The organism is Flavobacterium sp. ABG, from assembly GCF_001027725.1.
GTDB lineage: Bacteria > Bacteroidota > Bacteroidia > Flavobacteriales > Flavobacteriaceae > Flavobacterium > Flavobacterium cupriresistens.
Window position 1 is genome coordinate 1 of record NZ_LEKS01000018.1, and the last position, 17,682, is coordinate 17,682.

Here is a 17,682-nt window from a genome sequence, read left to right on the forward strand (position 1 = left end):
TTTGCTGAGCTTGTTTTTACGGAGTTTCTTGCGGAGATTTCTCCTTCGTCGAAAGGACAAACTGTGTGTGTGTGTGTGTATGTGTGTGTGTGTGTGTTAGATAAACTAAATTCTCACATCTATTCGTCCTTTTTAGATTAACGAATATATAAGCTTAATTTTTGATACTCCACAGGTTTTCGTGTCGATCCATTATTTCTTTGCCACAGATTTTTAAGATTAAAATGGATTTCTTTTTTTTTATTTAATTCAACAATCTTTGTGTTTATGTAGCGCAAACTAAATCTAAAATGAACTTACATCACTTATATGGTTTAGACACACTTTTACTTAATCTCAATTTTCACACCTGATCCATTAAAACTTTGCGATTTTGCGACTTTGCGAGATTTTTACTTTTTTTAAAATTTCACCAAACAAAAAAAAGCCCTCCAGAAGAGGGCTTTTATATTTTTAAAAAATTGTATTTAATTACAATTTAGCAACATGTTTCGTTAATTTAGACTTCAAGTTAGAAGCTTTATTATCATGAATGATGTTTTTCTTAGCTAATTTATCAATCATAGAGATTACAGTTGATAATTTTGAAGCTGCATCAGATTTCTCAGTAGACAATCTTAATGCTTTAATTGCATTACGAGTAGTCTTGTGTTGGTATCTGTTAAGAACTCTTCTTTTTTCGTTACTTCTGATTCTTTTTAATGCTGACTTATGATTTGCCATTTTTTCTTTAATTTTAGATGTAATAATTATTATAAATACTAGTTAAAAAAGAAAAACCTCCCACAATTGTAAAACAATCACTTTGGTTTTAACTAATAAAATAAAAATCGAGACACCAACTCTTATTTTATAAAACTAATTTACAACTAATTTTGTAGTCTGTAAGGGAATCGAACCCCTGTTACCAGGACGAAAGCCTGGAGTCCTAACCCCTAGACGAACAGACCAGCTTCCTTCTAAGTTTTCTCCAATTGTAATCAATTGAAATTTGTAGCCCGTAGCGGAATCGAACCGCTCTTACATGGATGAAAACCATGCGTCCTAACCGATAGACGAACGGGCCATAATAACATCAAGTTAAATAACTTATTTCGCAAAAAAAGTAGTAGCCCGTAGCGGAATCGAACCGCTCTTACATGGATGAAAACCATGCGTCCTAACCGATAGACGAACGGGCCTGCTTCTCTAATGCGGATGCAAAGATACAACTATTTTTAAGTTGCACAATAGCTGAAGCAAAAAAATGTTATTTTTTTTTAATAAGCCTTAGCAAACAGTACTCTTCGGGCCGATTTCTCTCCTGTTAAAACACAGATTCCCAGCTCCTCAACAGCGTCCAAAGGAATACAACGAATTGTTGCTTTTGTCAGGTCTTTTATTTTCTCTTCAGTAGCCGCAGTTCCGTCCCAATGAGCCGACACAAAACCACCTTTACCATCTAAAACTTCTTTAAACTCCTCAAAGCTATTTACTTCCGTAATATGCGTATTACGATATTCTAAAGCTTTATTGAATAAATCGTTTTGAATCTGCTCCAAAAGATCATTTATATAATTCACGATTCCTTCAGCAGCAACCACTTCTTTAGTCAAAGTATCTCTTCTTGCAACTTCAAAAGTACCATTTTCCAAATCTTTTGGTCCTACAGCAATTCTAACCGGAACTCCTTTCAATTCCCATTCTGCAAACTTGAATCCTGGTTTTTGGGTTGTTCTGTCGTCATATTTAACCGAAATCTTTAATTTTCTAAGCTTAGCTGTCAATTCATTTACAGCAGTAGTAATTTGCTCTAACTGTTCATCTGTTTTATGAATAGGAACAATAACCACTTGTATTGGCGCTAAATTAGGAGGCAAAACCAATCCTTGGTCATCAGAGTGCGTCATAACCAACGCCCCCATCAAACGAGTAGAAACTCCCCAAGAAGTCCCCCATACATGCTCTTGTTTCCCTTCGGCGTTAGCAAACTTCACATCAAATGCTTTTGCGAAATTCTGACCTAAAAAGTGTGATGTACCAGCTTGTAAAGCTTTTCCATCTTGCATTAATGCTTCAATACAATAGGTTTCATCTGCACCCGCAAAACGTTCTGTTTCGGTTTTTATACCTTTAACAACCGGAATTGCCATGAAGTTCTCTACAAAATCAGCATAAACAGTCATCATTTTTTCAGACTCTTCTAAAGCTTCTGCTTTTGTAGCGTGAGCTGTATGCCCTTCTTGCCATAAAAACTCAGCTGTTCTTAAAAACAAACGCGTACGCATTTCCCAACGCACCACATTAGCCCATTGATTAATCAACAAAGGCAAATCTCGGTACGATTGCACCCATCCTTTATAAGTAGACCAAATAATAGCTTCACTTGTTGGACGAACGATAAGCTCCTCCTCCAGTTTCGCATTTGGATCAACCATTAGTTTTCCGGGTTTATCCGGGTCATTTTTTAATCTATAATGTGTTACGATTGCACATTCTTTTGCAAATCCTTCTGCATTTTTTTCTTCAGCCTCAAACATGCTTTTAGGCACGAATAGAGGAAAATAAGCATTCTGATGCCCTGTCTCTTTAAACATCCTGTCTAACTCAGCCTGCATTTTTTCCCAAATGGCGTATCCGTAAGGTTTAATAACCATACATCCTCTAACTCCTGAGTTTTCAGCTAGATCTGCTTTTACAACCAGCTCGTTATACCATTTCGAATAATCTTCTGATCTTGTAGTGAGGTTCTTACTCATATTGAATAGTTTGGCACAAATTTTGTTTTATTATTTTTTAACTAAATAGTTTGACAAAACTAACTATTTTTGTAATGTGCAACAATAAAAAACACCACAGATATGAAAACTTCTCTTTCACTCCGCCAAAACTCAAGTTATTTTTACCTAATCGGATTATTGAGTTTTCTACTAACATCGTGTGGTTCTTACCAAAATACGTCTTATCAAGATAATGACGGTGTTTACGGTACTACACGAAGCACCTACGCACAAACAACCACCACTAATACGAATAATCAATATAAAGATTACTTTAAGTCGCTGCAAGACGACAATCAGTCTACCGAAATTTTTACAGACGTAGATAATTATGGTAATTATGCTGAAAATGACAGCACACAAACTGCGGCTACATCATACCCAGCCTGGGGAAGTAGCACCACAGAAGTAGCCATCAACTATTACCCTGACACTACATGGTCATGGGGTCTTTCTATGGGATGGGGTTACCCTTACTATGGATTAGGATGGGGTTATGGTGGCGGTTATTGGGGTTATCCCGGATATGGATGGGGCTACCCTGGATATTGGGGACCTGGTTACGGATGGGGAGGCTATCCCGGATACTGGGGCGGCGGATACGGATATAACAATTATGCTTATAACTACGGAAGAAGAGGTTCTGCAGCTTACTACGGCGGAAGAAATTATGGCGTAAACAGAGATTACACCAACAGAGGTTATACTGACAGAAGCTACAGCAATAGAAACTACACCAATAGAAGTTATACTGACAGAAGCTACAGTAACAGAAACTTCACCAACAGAGACAATAGCAGCCGAAATTTTACAAACAGAAGCTATAACACGGACAGAAGCTACTCTAACACAAACAGACAAAATAACTATACCGACTATAGAAGAAGTTCTACTGTAAACGGAAGAACAACAACGAATCCTACTTTTACAAACAGAACGTACTCACAAGGTCAGAGTAATAGCTACGATAATTCAAACAGAAGATCGTATAACAACAACAACAACACAACAACCCGAAACTACAATTACAATAACGGCAACAACAGCGCTCCAACGAGAAGTTATTCTCCAAGTCCATCACGCTCAACGAATAGTGGTGGTGGAAGCATGAGATCTTCTGGCGGCGGTGGCGGTGGCGGTAGATCGTACGGCGGTGGCGGTGGCGGCAGAAGATAATTTCTCTTCTGTTTTTAACACCCCTTCAAAATCATCTAAAATTAAACCAAATGAAAAAAATATTCTTCCTATTTATAGCAGGACTATCTGTTAGCGTCTCACATTCTCAAGAAGTTTCAGATGCAATGCGTTACGCACAAGACAACATTACCGGAACTGCCCGATTCAGAGCAATGAGCGGCGCTTTCGGAGCAGTTGGAGGCGATCTGTCTTCTTTGACAGTCAACCCTGCAGGATCAGCAATATTCTTAAACAATCAAGCTGGAGTAACTTTCAGCAATCAAAGTAAAAAGAACAACTCCAATTATTTCGGAACCCAAACAAGTGACAACGAAAACTCTTTCATCCTGAATCAGGCTGGAGCTGTTTTTGTTTTTCACGACAGAAATCCTAACAACAACTGGAAAAAAATAGCAATTGGAGCTACTTATGAGAACACAAACAATTTTGACAACAATATTTTCTCTGCCGGAACAAATCCAAGAAATTCAATTGATAAGTATTTTTTAGCTTATGCTAATGGAATTCCTTTAGGAGACATCACAAACATCAACTACGGCGATCAGTTCTATGACGAACAACAAGCTTTTTTCGGATATAACGGTAAAGTTATTTATCCCGTAACCCCAAACAACAGCAACACATTATACACCTCAGGAGTACCTTCTGGTGGTAATTATGACCATAAAAACGAAGTTTACACCAGTGGATACAACAGCAAGGCAAGTTTCAATATCTCGACATCATACAAAGACCGTCTTTATATAGGTGCAAATCTAAATGTACACGTTACGGACTTCAGAAGATCAAGTAGTTTTTATGAAAGCAACCGCAACGCACTACAATCTGGTGAAACAATATCAGACCTGCGTTTTAACAACAATCAGTACACTTACGGGAATGGCTTCTCTTTTCAACTTGGAGCCATTGCAAAAGTTACCGAATCGTTCCGTCTTGGTTTTGCTTACGAATCTAATACCTGGTACGAACTTAATGATGAAATATCTCAAAGTCTATACACTACCAGACAAGCAGCAGGAGGACCAGAAAAATATGAATCTGTTAACCCAAATGTTGTAAACGTTTACAAACCTTATACCTTACAAACTCCGGGAAAAGTAACTTTTAGTGGTGCTTATGTATTCGGAAAATCTGGTTTAATCAGTATTGACTACGCCATTAAAGATTACGGAAACACAAAATACAAACCAACAAGTGATCAAGGTTTTAGAGGTCTAAACAACGAAATGAGCAACACTTTAACCAGTGCCGCAGAATTAAGAATCGGTGCAGAGTACAAAATTAAACAATTAAGTCTCCGTGGCGGATACCGCTATGAAGGCAGCCCTTATAAAAACAAGACAACAATTGGCGACCTAAACAGTTACTCAGGTGGTTTAGGCTATAATTTCGGTAGCACAAAAGTAGATTTAGCCTATTCTTATTTAGAAAGAAAAACAAATCAGGGGTTTTTCGCCACCGGATTTACTGACGGAGCCAACATCACATCGAAACTAAATAATGTTTCTTTGACTTTATTATTTGAATTGTAATTAGAAATAAAATAGAATGCTTTAATTTCCGTTAGGTTTATACTTAACGGTTTTTTTTATTCAAAATTAGAGCTAAATCATTTTTTAAACCTCTATAAGTAATACAGATCCTATTTAAATAGCGCAATCCGGTTCACAAAAATCACCTAAAACAAACCGAAACAAGCGGTGTTTGAATAAAAAAGTGTAATTTTGCACTCCAATTTATAAAAGTATGAGAACCAAGTCTTTAAAAAAGAACAAAATTAACGTAATCACTCTTGGGTGTTCGAAGAATGTATATGACAGTGAAGTCTTAATGGGGCAACTTCGTGCAAGCGGAAAAGAAGTTGAGCATGAGGCTCCTGCAGAGAGAGAAGGAAACATCATCGTAATTAACACTTGTGGTTTTATTGATAATGCAAAAGCAGAGTCAGTAAATATGATTTTGGAATATGCTGATAAAAAAGACAAAGGACTCGTAGATAAAGTTTTCGTAACCGGATGTTTATCTGAGCGCTACAGACCTGATTTAGAAAAAGAGATCCCAAATGTAGATCAATATTTTGGTACAACAGAATTACCACAATTATTAAAAGCCTTAGGAGCCGATTACAAACACGAATTGTTAGGAGAACGTTTAACTACAACGCCTAAAAATTACGCTTATTTAAAAATCGCCGAAGGTTGCGACAGACCTTGCAGTTTCTGCGCTATTCCGCTTATGCGTGGTAAACACGTTTCTCAATCCATTGAAAAATTGGTTAAAGAAGCTGAAGGTTTAGCAAAAAATGGCGTTAAAGAATTGATTTTAATTGCTCAGGATCTAACGTATTATGGTCTTGATTTATATAAAAAGAGAAATCTTGGTGAACTTCTGGAAGCCTTAGTAAAAGTCGAAGGAATTGAATGGATTCGTTTACATTATGCTTTCCCTACCGGTTTCCCGATGGATGTTTTGGAAATCATGAAGCGCGAGCCTAAAATCTGTAATTATATTGATATTCCGCTACAACACATTTCAGATTCTATTCTGAAATCAATGCGTCGTGGAACTACACAGGCAAAAACAACTCAATTATTAAAAGAATTCCGTGCTTCTGTTCCGGGAATGGCGATCAGAACAACCTTAATTGTTGGATATCCTGGTGAAACTCAGGAAGACTTTGAAATTTTGAAAGATTTCGTTCAGGAAATGAAATTTGACCGAATGGGATGTTTTGCATATTCACACGAAGAAAACACACACGCCTATTTACTTGAAGATGATGTACCGGATGACGTAAAACAAGCCAGAGCAAATGAAATCATGGAATTACAATCTCAAATTTCATGGGATTTGAACCAGGAAAAAGTTGGAAAAGTTTTCAAATGCATCATTGACAGAAAAGAAGGCGCTCATTTTGTTGGAAGAACTGAGTTTGATAGCCCTGATGTTGATAATGAAGTTTTAATTGATGCCTCAAAACATTATGTAAAAACGGGAGATTTTGTTAATATCAAGATAATTGAAGCAACAGAATTTGATTTATACGGAGAACCTGCTTAAATTTACATTATATATTTGCTAACTTTTGACAAAAATACTTTTATGAAATCTATTCAATCTTTATTTCTTTTAGTTTTTACGTTACTATGTGTTACTTCTGTTTCTGCTCAATACGGAAATGGATACAACAATGGTTACGGTGGTGGTGGTAATGGTTATGGAAGAGGCGGCGGAATGGGAATGGACAGAAGCATGATGCAGGCAGGCCCGCAAGGCTCTCCCAGCAAACCCAAAGAAATTCCTGCCGAAGAAACTGCAGCTAAAATTACAGAGCAGATGAAACCGGTTGTAAATCTTGATGAACTTCAGGTTATTGCAATTACAAATGTTTTTGCTGACAGCTTGAGAGAGCAAGGGATATTGCTGAAAAACGAAAGCAGTAGTCAAGATCAGAAAATTGAACAAATGAAAGCATTAAAAGAGAGCACAACAAAAAAAATAACTGCTTTCCTTAATCCTGATCAGATTGAAAAATACAACTCCTTTATGACTGATTTTAAAGAGGTTAAAAAATCAAAGTCAAAAAAGAAAAAAGAGGCTAAAGAACAGAAAGAAGCAAAAGAAGGTATCGAAACAGAAAAAGTTCAAGAATAACTAGCTTAACTTAATTCCAAAATGTAATTGATTATGATGAAAAAACATTTATGTTATCTGCTTTTAGCACTTATTATCTGTTCCTGCTCGACAAATCCATATAAAAACACAGAAAAAGCATACGATCAGCAGTTAAAAACTTTAGAAAATCAAATTACAAGCAAAGAAGCTAAACCAATACCTCCGGTTAGCCCGGTAGTGATTGACACCACATATGCGCAACAACTGGGCATTGTAAAAGATACCTTATCAAAAACAGGATCTACAGTTTTACTGAATGGCATCAATACAGAATGGATTGGCACGGTTAATTTTAACTTAAGAAAACCAAGTTTTATAGTTATCCATCATACTGCACAAGATTCTCTGCAACAAACAATTAACACTTTTACGAAGACAAGAACACAGGTAAGTGCTCATTATATAATTTCGGAAAACGGAAAAGTTGTTCAAATGCTGAATGACTATTTAAGAGCTTGGCATGCCGGATCTTCTACCTGGGGAAAAAACACTGATTTAAACTCCAGTTCAATTGGTATTGAACTTGACAATAATGGCTTTAAACCTTTTACAGAAGCTCAAATTGGTAGTTTGGTAGCTCTTTTGACTAAATTAAAAAAAGATTACAATATTCCAACTCAAAATATACTGGGACATGCTGATATTGCACCGGGAAGAAAACAAGACCCAAGCGCCTTGTTTCCGTGGAAAACATTAGCAGAAAAAGGATTCGGAATCTGGCCGGATCAAATACTGGAAGAAGCGCCTTTTGATTTTAAGATTGAACAGGCTTTACGTATTATTGGATACAATACAAAAAATCTTTCGGCAGCAATAATGGCTTTTAAACTACATTATATACAGACGGATACAACTTCTGTTTTAGATAGAAAAACGATAGATACTATTTACTCTATTTACAAAAAACAGATTCAATAATTCATCTTTGTACTTTTCGAATAATTCTCAATAATCAAAATAAACTATTCCTAAGCCATCTAATCAGTTGCCTGAATTACAATAATCTATAAATCAATCATTTAAACTGGTCGCAGATTTCAAGAAAGCGCATTTAGGATTTTGGGGCAAAGAGTTGCTAACTTCACAGGCCTATGAGTAAAAAAAAGCCACAGATTAAAGGATCAAAATGATTTCTTTTCCGCACGAATTACACTAATTTTCGCAAATTGTTTCTTTGTTGTTGCGGGGTAAATCATCCTAATCCTTTAATCTTTGGCAATGATTCTCTACCTATAATTTTAAAACTTAATTCGTGGAAAATACTAAAAAACAAGAAACACTAACGACTTATTCATCACTAACTTTAAAAAAGAGTTAGATAGAATTAAAATGGTTTCTTTTCCGCTACAAATTACATGAATTATTTCTTTGCCTTTGAGGTTAAATCATCCTAATCCTTTAATCTTTAGCAATTCTTCTCCATCAATAATTTTAAACTTAATTGGTGTAATTCGTGGCAAAATGATAAAAAACACAAACGACTTCTTTCATTAACTTAAAATAGAATTAAAAAGTTTAATTTATTTTTTAATTATTTTTATATTTTTTGATTCACCCGCAACTGTAACATTTAGAAAATAAACACCAGGCTTAAAATTTGACATATCAATACTTCCTTGAGTTGAATGAATAAATTTCTCAACAACGACCTGACCCTGCAAATCGACAACAGCTATACTAGTAATTTTTCTATCATAAGAAATAAACAATTCACCTCTAACAGGATTTGGATAATACCTAAGATTAACTAAATTAAAATCATCTGCTCCCAATTCGGAATTACCCTCTGTATAGGTGAATTTACTGGTTTTCAAATCAGATAAATCAAACGCCCTAACCTGACCTACCAAATATAATTCTTTAGTCGTAGTATTATAATGAGGCGACCCAATTGCCAAAGTACTACCATCACTAGAAATAAAAACACTTTGACCGGTTCGATCACTAGGTGTTTTTTCGTTGACAACTCCTTTTCGCCCCCAAGAAGTTCCTGAATTATATTTATACACCTGAACTTGATTTAAATCCGGAGCACCAACAGCCAAAGTGTTACCATTATTAGAAAGCGAAATACTAGAACCGAATGAAGATGTCCCCTCCGTAATAACCGGTCCCATCTGTCCCCAGAATCCTGCAGCGCTGCACTTATACACTTGAACCTGACCAGAACCTGCACCAAAATAGGGTGATCCGACAGCCAAAATAGTACCATTTGCAGAAAGTGAAACACTATAACCGCTTTGAGCATCAGCTCCTTTCCCATCAATATCACCTCCAAGCTGTGTCCAGACCCTTCCTTTGTTTTTAAATACCCGCACCTGACCCGAATTCCTCCCCTTTACACTACTACAAGAGGACCCGATTGCCAGAGTATTACCATCTGCAGAAAGCGAAACACTTTGACCACACAAATCAAACCTTCCCTTTCCATAGATTGGATTTCCAAGAGACACCCAAGCACCTCCCTTATTTTCATATACCTGAACCATCCCCGAAGCAAACTGAACATTATCATCATGGGGCGCACCAACAGCCAAAATAGTACCATCTGCGGAAAGGGAAATACTCGTACCACTCCAACTATTATCACTTCCGTAAATAACATTTCCTATCTGCTTCCAGACTCCTGCATTATTTTTATATACCCGCACCGCACCTGCATTTATCTCTTTTATATCATTACCTGGCGCTCCAATAGCTAAAACACTACCATCTCCGGATAGAGAAACACTAGTACCATTATTTTCATCATCATCAATTCCATAAAAAGAATCCCCTAACTGTGTCCAAACTCCTTCCTTATTTTCATAGACCCGAACCACCCCTGTATAGTCTCCAGCTGCATCTACTCTATCCGGTGCTCCGATAGCCAAAATTCTCCCATTAGCAGAAAGCGAAACACTGGAACCACTTTCACTGGCAATTTCCTTCCCATTAATATCACCTCCAATTTGCACTTGTCCAAATCCAAGTATGGGAAACAATAAAACAAATAATTTGATTTTCATAATAAAAATTTTAAGGTTAATAAAGCTATTTCTATAAATAATTAAAATTGTTCGTTAATTGATTTGTTTAATTGTAGTCCAAATACAAACTGAGTAAGTTTTATAAAAAAACTTCTGAAATTACTGCATGTATGGTTCTTCGAAAAAGTTTCTAAATAGCACTAATACTTGTTTCTGTCCTCTTGGAATATGATTTTCATTAAATCCTCAAAAAACACTTATCTTCTTAAAAAAACAGTATCTCCTAAATAGTAATCTAAATAAAACTATTGTTCTAAATAAAAGCTTCATGAGGTAACTTATCAATCAATTTTCCAAGAACTTTTGCAACGGCTGCTATTCCAGGAGTGAAATTAAAAGCTAATTACTATATCATCTTTTTTTGGTTGCGAACTGCACCTCAACACCCTAAAATTATTTTTTCATAAAACCTGAATAACCACACCATTTTCTATGCTAAACTATATGTGCGATTTTCCTATAATTGCATACAGCAACCGGGAAAAATAGATGACATACTGCATTTCACAGCAGAAGTCTTTAAAACTGAACTTAAAATCTCAAATAAACAGTATTAAAATATACTCATCTTTATGTAGCCAACTGTTAATTCTGTTTTATCAAGCCTATTGGCACTAAATCCATACTACTTCCTGAACTTTATCGCCAAAAAATGCTTACCATAAAAATTGGCTAAAAAACAATTCAGTCAAGATGACTTCACTACACACATACCTGTATTACATGATTTTGTATATGATTAATTCTTTTTTTTAAATATCATCTATTAAACAAAAAATTATATAATTTCATCTTTACAAAACATTGGTAAGATTTATTGGTTCGTAAAACAAGCTTACCATACTTCTCTTGTATTTTTTATGCTTTTGGAACTACCATCTTGAATTAAGTTATCAAAATACATCATTTTCCTACATTAAATTATAATCTTCTTTATTAATGCCTTGAATCGAATTATACTTGTTTATTATTAAAAAACTATCCTCTAATTTATTTAAAGCTAATAAGTACATTTAAACAGTAAGTCTGTAAAGCGCTTGGAAAATCAACAACTAAAAATTTAAAAAAATCAAATTACAAGCAAAGAAGATAAACCGATACCTCCGGTTAGTCCGGTAATACCAAGCGACTTGCCTCATAGAGAAGCAAAAGCTCTATTTTTAACAATCATGTCTTGTAAAATAAGCCAAGTTAATCAAGCTCTCAACACAAATTAAATAAAAAAGCTGCCAAAACATTTGCACGTTTTGACAGCTCCAAAAAAAAAAAAAAAATATCAATCTTTATCTCTTAGAAAGAGTATGTTGTAGCAAGTAGAGCAAAAAACATTCCACCAGTTGGAAGAGCGTCAGTGTCTTTAAAAATATCTTCAGAGGCGGCATCATATCTCAACTCTGGGATAATAGTTAACTTTCCAACTTTATAGTTTAGTGAAACCGTGTTCGCAAATACATTTGACCCTGTAAGTGTTCCTAAACTTGGAGCAGCATCTTTGGCGTTAAAAAATTCCATTCGATAAGCCAAACTTAAAGTTTCCTTGAAAGCATAATTGGCATACCCTACTAATGAAAACCACTCTCCGTCTAATGTACTGTTAAAATCATTTGTTGTTTTAGCATAAGTAGCATTAAAGCCAAGTCCAAAACTGTCGCTTATTGTTTTTGAAGCTACAAAATCAAATTGCGTTTTATTTTCGTCTGATGCTGGATTAGTACTTCCGGAAGTAAAATTCAAATAAGCACTTCCCGTATCGCCTACATATCCCAATTGTCCTATATACGTTTTCTGTTTTGTCCCTGCATCCATTGCTGATTTAAAATCGGTCGGATTTGTTATTCCGAACATAGCCGAAAATTTCCCTGTTGTATATTGCGCTTTTACACCTGTATTGAAAAACGGCCCATAAGAGAAAGCATAAGACATACTGTAGTTTTTATTGTCTACCGCATCTACCAATTCATAACCGATATGAGTACCAAAACTACCTGCGACTACTTTAAATTTATCTGTTATCTCATACGTAAAATACAATTGCTTGATTAAAAATTTAGCCGTAATATCTTTATCTGTTGTTTCATTGTATGAAAATTCACCTGCTCTTTTTCCGAAACCTAAATCTACAAAAACGGATCCTTTTTTGAATGAGTGAGAAGCTTCAATAGAGGCCATCCCTAACTCGAATGAATCTTGAGAGTTGGTGAAGCTTGTTAAGCCATTCAATTGTTTCGAAAAATCATATTTATAATAGGCGTCTGCAGATCCGGCAAAAGTAGTTGCAGGAGATACTTGTTTTTCACTATCATCTTGGGCAAATACAAAGGAACTGGTTAACATGGCGGCTAAAATGTGAAATGTTTTTTTCATGTTTTTAATTGGTTTTTAGTTGTTAATTGATTTTGGTTAGTTATTCTTTTCTATATCTATTTGCTAGTATATGTCATCTCTAAAACCTCAAATTTATCCCTCAAACCTCTTCATTTTCCTTAGCGAATTTATTAACTTTTGTATGAGTAGGAGAATCAAAATCTATTTTTTTGATGTTTTAAAGCAAGAATTACGGATTACAAAAATTTACTTCTCTAAAATCACTATTTGATATTTACAGCGATTTATTTTTAAAAATTCAACAACACAAAAAACACGAATAGCCACTAAAAAATAGCAGTTATTAGAAAATTACTTATAAAAAATATTAAAAATTGACGTTAAAATAAAAATAAAAACACATAACCCCTTAAAAAAATAGGGTCAATTAAATTTTATAAAAAACTAAAGAAAAACAAAACTCAATTACAACACTAAGAAGCGAAAACAAATAAGAAGCAAAAATTCTTACAATTACAAACAACAAAAAAGCCCGTTCAATTTATGAACGGGCTCAAGAATAACGTATAAAAAAGAATCAAATTCTACTTGCTATAGTTTTACAAAATTGCTTAGTTAATTCCGCATTTTTTTCATTATTAAGCGTATCGTTTTTACAGCGACCTTAATCCGACAAAAACAATACATATAAATTTCTACTTATGGTCTTCTATTGCAAATTCATGCTTAAGAGGATCAAACATAGAAAAGCTATTGAATTATTTCAGGACCAATTCGATTGCATTTAATTCGTCTGAAGAGAAATCTTGTTTTTGCAGGCACTCGATATTGTTATTCAATTGTCTGACAGAACTTGCACCGATTAAAACGGAAGTAATTCTTTTGTCTTTTTGGAGCCAGGCCAGTGCCATTTGTGCCAAAGACTGGCCTCTATTTTGAGCAATTTCATTTAACTGAACTAATTTCTGAATGCGTTCCTGAGTCACCTCATCTTCTTTTAAATGTCCGTTTGGATTATGTGCTCTGGAATTTTCCGGGATTCCGCTTAAATACTTATCGGTTAAAAGCCCTTGCGCTAATGGTGAAAATGCAATACATCCTACTCCCTTTTCTTCCAAAACATCCAACAAACCATTCTCTACCCAACGTTCTAACATTGAATATTTGGCTTGGTGAATCAAACAAGGTGTTCCCAATTGCTGCAGGACATCAACGGCAACTCTGGTTTGTTCTGCGGAATAATTACTGATTCCGACATACAATGCTTTTCCGCATCTTACGGCATGATCTAGAGCCATCATGGTTTCTTCAATTGGTGTTTCAGGATCGGGGCGGTGAGAATAAAAAATATCTACATAATCAATATTCATGCGTTTTAAACTCTGATCTAAGCTAGACAACAGATATTTACGGGATCCCCAATCTCCATAAGGTCCATCCCACATGGTATAACCGGCTTTGGTAGCGATCACGATTTTATCACGTAGATTTCCTTGAAAATTATGCCATAGTATTTTACCAAAATTTTCTTCGGCAGAACCCGGAACCGGTCCGTAATTATTTGCTAAATCAAAATGCGTTATCCCTTTATCAAAAGCTTCTTTGGCGATGCTTTCCGCATTTTCAAAGTTATCAACTGACCCAAAGTTATGCCATAACCCTAGAGAGATTTCAGGTAACAGTAGTCCGCTTTTCCCACATCTGTTGTATTTCATTGTTTTGGTTTAATGGTTAAAGTATATAGGTTTTAAAGGTAGAAACAATCTCAATTATTTTAAACGCAAATAGTCCTTTATTTTTGTAAATTTGTTTAAAGCATAAAATTATGAATACTAACTGGCAAAACTTGATTTCTATAGATCCGGATATCCGATTTGGTAAACCTATTATCACAGGAACCAGAATTTGCGTTTCCGATATCCTTTCTTGGTTATCTACAGGAATGTCTTATGATGATATTATAGAAGACTTCCCTGAATTAAAAAAAGAACATATTCTTGCGTCTCTGGCATTTGCGGCCAATAGAGAGAATATAACAAAAATAATTGCTGCCTAATGAAATTACTATTAGATGCAAATATTTCATAGAGAATAATCAAACTAACTTATTGAAAATGATTTTTCTAATTGTTTACATTCTAAAGACATTCAAATAAATCAACCCGCAAAAGATATTGAAATTTGGAATTTTGCTAAACAAAATGACTTTACGATTCTCACTCTTGACGATGATTTCGAAAAATTATCACTTTTAAAAGGAGCTCCTCCAAAAGTTATAATTTTAAAAACTTTTAACAAAAACACAAAAGAAATTATTAAATCATTTATTTTAAATAACGAATTGATGATTTTGGAAGTTTATTAATTATTTCCGTTTGAATAAAAAAACAAACCCAACAGGTTTCAAAAATCTGTCGGGTTTAGATAAACGGTTAGTTCAATCCTTTACCCCTCCGTTAATAATTTCAGAAGGCTTTCGTCTCTTTGATAGACATCTTTATAGAAATTCAATCGTCCTTTTCGATCTACCCATGCGGTAAAATAACCGATATAAACCGGAACTTTCTTTTTTAACGTGTACCAGCTTTCTTTTCCGGCGTGCATGGCTTTCTCAATTCGTTGTGGTGTCCATTTTGGATCATTTTTTAGAAGTTCAATCGCTAGCTCTCTTGGTTTTGCTACGCGAACGCATCCGTGACTGAAGGCTCTGTTTTCTCTTTCGAACAAACTTTTTGCCGGTGTGTCATGTAAATAAATGTTGTTTGAATTTGGAAATAAAAACTTCACCAAACCAAGCGAATTATTTACTCCGGGTACTTGTCGCACCGCGCCATTATTCCATTCTAAGTGTTTTTCAGCCAAGTAATTCTTGTTTTTAGCCATTCCGGGTTTAATCTCTTTATTGATAATACTTTGCGGAACATTCCAATAAGGACTAAAAACAATATTATTCATCATACCGCTAAAAATAACGGTTTTCGTCATTGCTTTACCAACTACCACCTCTGAAACAAAAGTAATTTCATGATCCCGAATCAGATATAATTTAAACTCCGGAATATTAACTTCAATGTATTCTTTACCTTTTTCCAATCCCGGGTCAATCCACCTGCAACGCTCCATATTTACTATAATCGTCTTGATGCGATCTGAAACCGGAAGATTCAATTCATCAATATGTTCTTTTAAGATTGTATTTTTTGGTGTATTGCCATGATGCATTTGGTAATCTTTCATTGCTGAAATTAGAATCGAATCACATACCGCACTTTTATTATTTTCTTTTAATTCTCCGGTGATAGCAAGTCTCTCTCTAATTTGAGCAATTGCAGTTGCTGAATCTCCCACTTTAAAACTTTTAAAATCCTCGTCGACTTCAATCGTTTTCCATCCTCCTTTTTTCTCAATTGATCTGTATTTTTTCAGTGCTTCACGCAGTTTATAATACTGACTGAACATTTTACTTTTATTATCATCATTAATGGTAGCATGTTTGAAAATAGAATCCGAAAAGACCTGATAATTCAGTTTTTTTCGCGGCAAAAGCCATTCTAAAGAAGTTGTTGTTTTTTCATCGACTCCACCGTATACTTTTTCTGCATAATAGAAATACAAATTCGTGATCATTAAGTCCGTATCAACCTGTGATAATTTATTGTCACCCAGACGTTCGAAAATTGGATTTATCTTTTCGTTGTACGGAAAATTGGTTTTCAATCCTTCGTCTCCCAAATTTTTGTATTTATTAAACAAGGTGCTGCCAAACTCTACTACTCCTTTATTATCTAACCACAATTGAGTGTCGTTTTTTTTCTTGTACAACGAGGAAACGTCTCCCTGAAATTTAACTAATTTAGGATACGTTTGATAAAAAATGGCAATGTCTGTACTGTCAATAGAAATCTTAAGTTCGGGCACTTCTGCTTTTAAAGTCTTTTTGTGTTTTTCTTCTTTATCATTTGATTTAGAATTACAGGAAACAGCAATAAAAAGAATGATAACTGCGGCAAGCGGATACAAAATTTTCATAATGATATTTTTAATAAAAATAAAAAAGTTTTCATGAAAACCGCTCTTTTGTAAAAAAATAAATACGGACCTAATCACAACATTATTAACCTTTAAAAACGCAAAAAACTCCGGATACATTACATATCCGGAGTTTTCCTCTTTATAACTAATCTATTTAAAACTCTTAGATAACAGTCCCTTTTAAAGTAAGGACTTTAGGCGTAGTTTCGGCACTGGTAGTTACCGTAACCGTTTTTGTAAAACCACCTTTGTTTGCTGCATTATAAGTTGCCGTTACTTTTGCCGATTTACCAGGTAAAATTGGCTCTTTAGTATAATCTGTTGCAGTACAACCACAAGATCCCTGAACATTAGTAATAACTACTGCAGTTTTTCCTGTATTTTTAAATTCATAAACAATTGCTTTTGGAGTTCCTTGTGGAATTTGACCAACATCAATTGTTTCTGCTTTCCAAACAATTACTGAAGCTGTAGCTTCCTCCATTTTTGGAGTAGAAGTTAAAGATTCAACCGGTGCGATTGCAGAAAAAGACATTAATCCTAAAGCTAAAACTAACATCGAAATTTTAATTATTTTCATAGTATTTTTATTTAATGGTTACTGGTTCAATTTTACATTTCAAAAGTACTTTAGAAGAAAACAATTCGCTGTTAAGCGGTTTCAA

Annotated in this window: 14 protein-coding genes and 3 tRNA genes; 7 read left to right on the top strand and 10 right to left on the bottom strand. The window is 34.8% G+C overall.

All coding sequences use genetic code 11. From position 1 onward, the window contains the following. Positions 1-471 precede the first annotated feature (471 nt). From rpsT to proS, 5 genes are all read right to left on the bottom strand, one after another. Positions 472-723 (bottom strand): 30S ribosomal protein S20, encoded by a 252-nt coding sequence (gene rpsT, locus AB674_RS16765; protein ID WP_047778428.1) that lies wholly within the window; start codon positions 721-723, stop codon positions 472-474. A gap of 155 nt (positions 724-878) precedes the next feature. Further along, positions 879-950, bottom strand: a tRNA-Glu gene (locus AB674_RS16770). A gap of 44 nt (positions 951-994) precedes the next feature. After that, positions 995-1,066 (bottom strand) — tRNA-Glu (locus AB674_RS16775). Between the two features lie 43 nt (positions 1,067-1,109). Further along, positions 1,110-1,181, bottom strand: a tRNA-Glu gene (locus tag AB674_RS16780). 78 nt (positions 1,182-1,259) lie between these two features. Continuing rightward, positions 1,260-2,738, bottom strand: a complete 1,479-nt coding sequence (proS, locus tag AB674_RS16785; protein ID WP_047778429.1) for a proline--tRNA ligase — start codon at positions 2,736-2,738, stop codon at positions 1,260-1,262. A 102-nt stretch (positions 2,739-2,840) separates the two neighbouring features. Between proS and AB674_RS16790 the strand changes: the two genes are divergently transcribed. From AB674_RS16790 to AB674_RS16810, 5 genes are all read left to right on the top strand, one after another. After that, on the top strand, positions 2,841-3,935 hold the full coding sequence (locus tag AB674_RS16790) for a hypothetical protein (protein ID WP_047778430.1): 1,095 nt from the start codon (positions 2,841-2,843) through the stop codon (positions 3,933-3,935). A 50-nt stretch (positions 3,936-3,985) separates the two neighbouring features. Beyond that, positions 3,986-5,488: an OmpP1/FadL family transporter gene (locus tag AB674_RS16795; protein ID WP_047778431.1), complete on the top strand. Its 1,503-nt coding sequence runs from the start codon at positions 3,986-3,988 to the stop codon at positions 5,486-5,488. A gap of 214 nt (positions 5,489-5,702) precedes the next feature. Continuing rightward, positions 5,703-7,016 carry a 30S ribosomal protein S12 methylthiotransferase RimO gene (rimO, locus tag AB674_RS16800; RefSeq protein WP_047778432.1) on the top strand — a complete coding sequence of 438 codons (1,314 nt, stop codon included), beginning with the start codon at positions 5,703-5,705 and terminating at the stop codon, positions 7,014-7,016. A gap of 42 nt (positions 7,017-7,058) precedes the next feature. Continuing rightward, on the top strand, positions 7,059-7,610 hold the full coding sequence (locus tag AB674_RS16805) for a hypothetical protein (protein WP_047778433.1): 552 nt from the start codon (positions 7,059-7,061) through the stop codon (positions 7,608-7,610). 33 nt (positions 7,611-7,643) lie between these two features. Next, positions 7,644-8,549: an N-acetylmuramoyl-L-alanine amidase gene (locus AB674_RS16810; RefSeq protein ID WP_047778434.1), complete on the top strand. Its 906-nt coding sequence runs from the start codon at positions 7,644-7,646 to the stop codon at positions 8,547-8,549. A 602-nt stretch (positions 8,550-9,151) separates the two neighbouring features. Here the strand turns inward: AB674_RS16810 and AB674_RS16815 are convergent. The 3 genes from AB674_RS16815 to AB674_RS16825 form a co-directional block, all read right to left on the bottom strand. Then, a complete protein-coding gene (locus tag AB674_RS16815; RefSeq protein ID WP_047778435.1) occupies positions 9,152-10,639 on the bottom strand; it encodes a T9SS type A sorting domain-containing protein in 1,488 nt (495 codons plus the stop codon). Between the two features lie 1,311 nt (positions 10,640-11,950). Continuing rightward, the gene (locus tag AB674_RS16820) at positions 11,951-13,024 is read right to left on the bottom strand and encodes an outer membrane beta-barrel protein (RefSeq protein ID WP_047778436.1); all 1,074 of its coding nucleotides are present in this window, start codon (positions 13,022-13,024) and stop codon (positions 11,951-11,953) included. A gap of 719 nt (positions 13,025-13,743) precedes the next feature. Further along, positions 13,744-14,700 (bottom strand): aldo/keto reductase, encoded by a 957-nt coding sequence (locus tag AB674_RS16825; protein WP_047778437.1) that lies wholly within the window; start codon positions 14,698-14,700, stop codon positions 13,744-13,746. Between the two features lie 110 nt (positions 14,701-14,810). Between AB674_RS16825 and AB674_RS16830 the strand changes: the two genes are divergently transcribed. Together AB674_RS16830 and AB674_RS23105 are read left to right on the top strand one after the other, a co-directional pair. Further along, the gene (locus AB674_RS16830) at positions 14,811-15,041 is read left to right on the top strand and encodes a DUF433 domain-containing protein (RefSeq protein WP_047778438.1); all 231 of its coding nucleotides are present in this window, start codon (positions 14,811-14,813) and stop codon (positions 15,039-15,041) included. Between the two features lie 96 nt (positions 15,042-15,137). Continuing rightward, a complete protein-coding gene (locus AB674_RS23105) occupies positions 15,138-15,350 on the top strand; it encodes a DUF5615 family PIN-like protein (protein WP_316931893.1) in 213 nt (70 codons plus the stop codon). A gap of 80 nt (positions 15,351-15,430) precedes the next feature. Here AB674_RS23105 and AB674_RS16835 read toward each other — a convergent pair whose 3' ends face one another. After that, positions 15,431-17,014 carry a murein L,D-transpeptidase gene (locus AB674_RS16835; protein WP_047778519.1) on the bottom strand — a complete coding sequence of 528 codons (1,584 nt, stop codon included), beginning with the start codon at positions 17,012-17,014 and terminating at the stop codon, positions 15,431-15,433. A 166-nt stretch (positions 17,015-17,180) separates the two neighbouring features. After that, on the bottom strand, positions 17,181-17,597 hold the full coding sequence (locus AB674_RS16840; protein WP_047778439.1) for a DUF1573 domain-containing protein: 417 nt from the start codon (positions 17,595-17,597) through the stop codon (positions 17,181-17,183). Between the last annotated feature and the right edge of the window lie 85 nt (positions 17,598-17,682).

What these genes read in the sequence shown, in the direction of transcription:
- rpsT (WP_047778428.1), bottom strand. Translation starts at nt 723, where the DNA reads ATGGCAAATCATAAGTCAGCATTAAAAAGAATCAGAAGTAACGAAAAA.
- proS (WP_047778429.1), bottom strand. Translation starts at nt 2,738, where the DNA reads ATGAGTAAGAACCTCACTACAAGATCAGAAGATTATTCGAAATGGTAT.
- AB674_RS16790 (WP_047778430.1), top strand. Translation starts at nt 2,841, where the DNA reads ATGAAAACTTCTCTTTCACTCCGCCAAAACTCAAGTTATTTTTACCTA.
- AB674_RS16795 (WP_047778431.1), top strand. Translation starts at nt 3,986, where the DNA reads ATGAAAAAAATATTCTTCCTATTTATAGCAGGACTATCTGTTAGCGTC.
- rimO (WP_047778432.1), top strand. Translation starts at nt 5,703, where the DNA reads ATGAGAACCAAGTCTTTAAAAAAGAACAAAATTAACGTAATCACTCTT.
- AB674_RS16805 (WP_047778433.1), top strand. Translation starts at nt 7,059, where the DNA reads ATGAAATCTATTCAATCTTTATTTCTTTTAGTTTTTACGTTACTATGT.
- AB674_RS16810 (WP_047778434.1), top strand. Translation starts at nt 7,644, where the DNA reads ATGATGAAAAAACATTTATGTTATCTGCTTTTAGCACTTATTATCTGT.
- AB674_RS16815 (WP_047778435.1), bottom strand. Translation starts at nt 10,639, where the DNA reads ATGAAAATCAAATTATTTGTTTTATTGTTTCCCATACTTGGATTTGGA.
- AB674_RS16820 (WP_047778436.1), bottom strand. Translation starts at nt 13,024, where the DNA reads ATGAAAAAAACATTTCACATTTTAGCCGCCATGTTAACCAGTTCCTTT.
- AB674_RS16825 (WP_047778437.1), bottom strand. Translation starts at nt 14,700, where the DNA reads ATGAAATACAACAGATGTGGGAAAAGCGGACTACTGTTACCTGAAATC.
- AB674_RS16830 (WP_047778438.1), top strand. Translation starts at nt 14,811, where the DNA reads ATGAATACTAACTGGCAAAACTTGATTTCTATAGATCCGGATATCCGA.
- AB674_RS16835 (WP_047778519.1), bottom strand. Translation starts at nt 17,014, where the DNA reads ATGAAAATTTTGTATCCGCTTGCCGCAGTTATCATTCTTTTTATTGCT.
- AB674_RS16840 (WP_047778439.1), bottom strand. Translation starts at nt 17,597, where the DNA reads ATGAAAATAATTAAAATTTCGATGTTAGTTTTAGCTTTAGGATTAATG.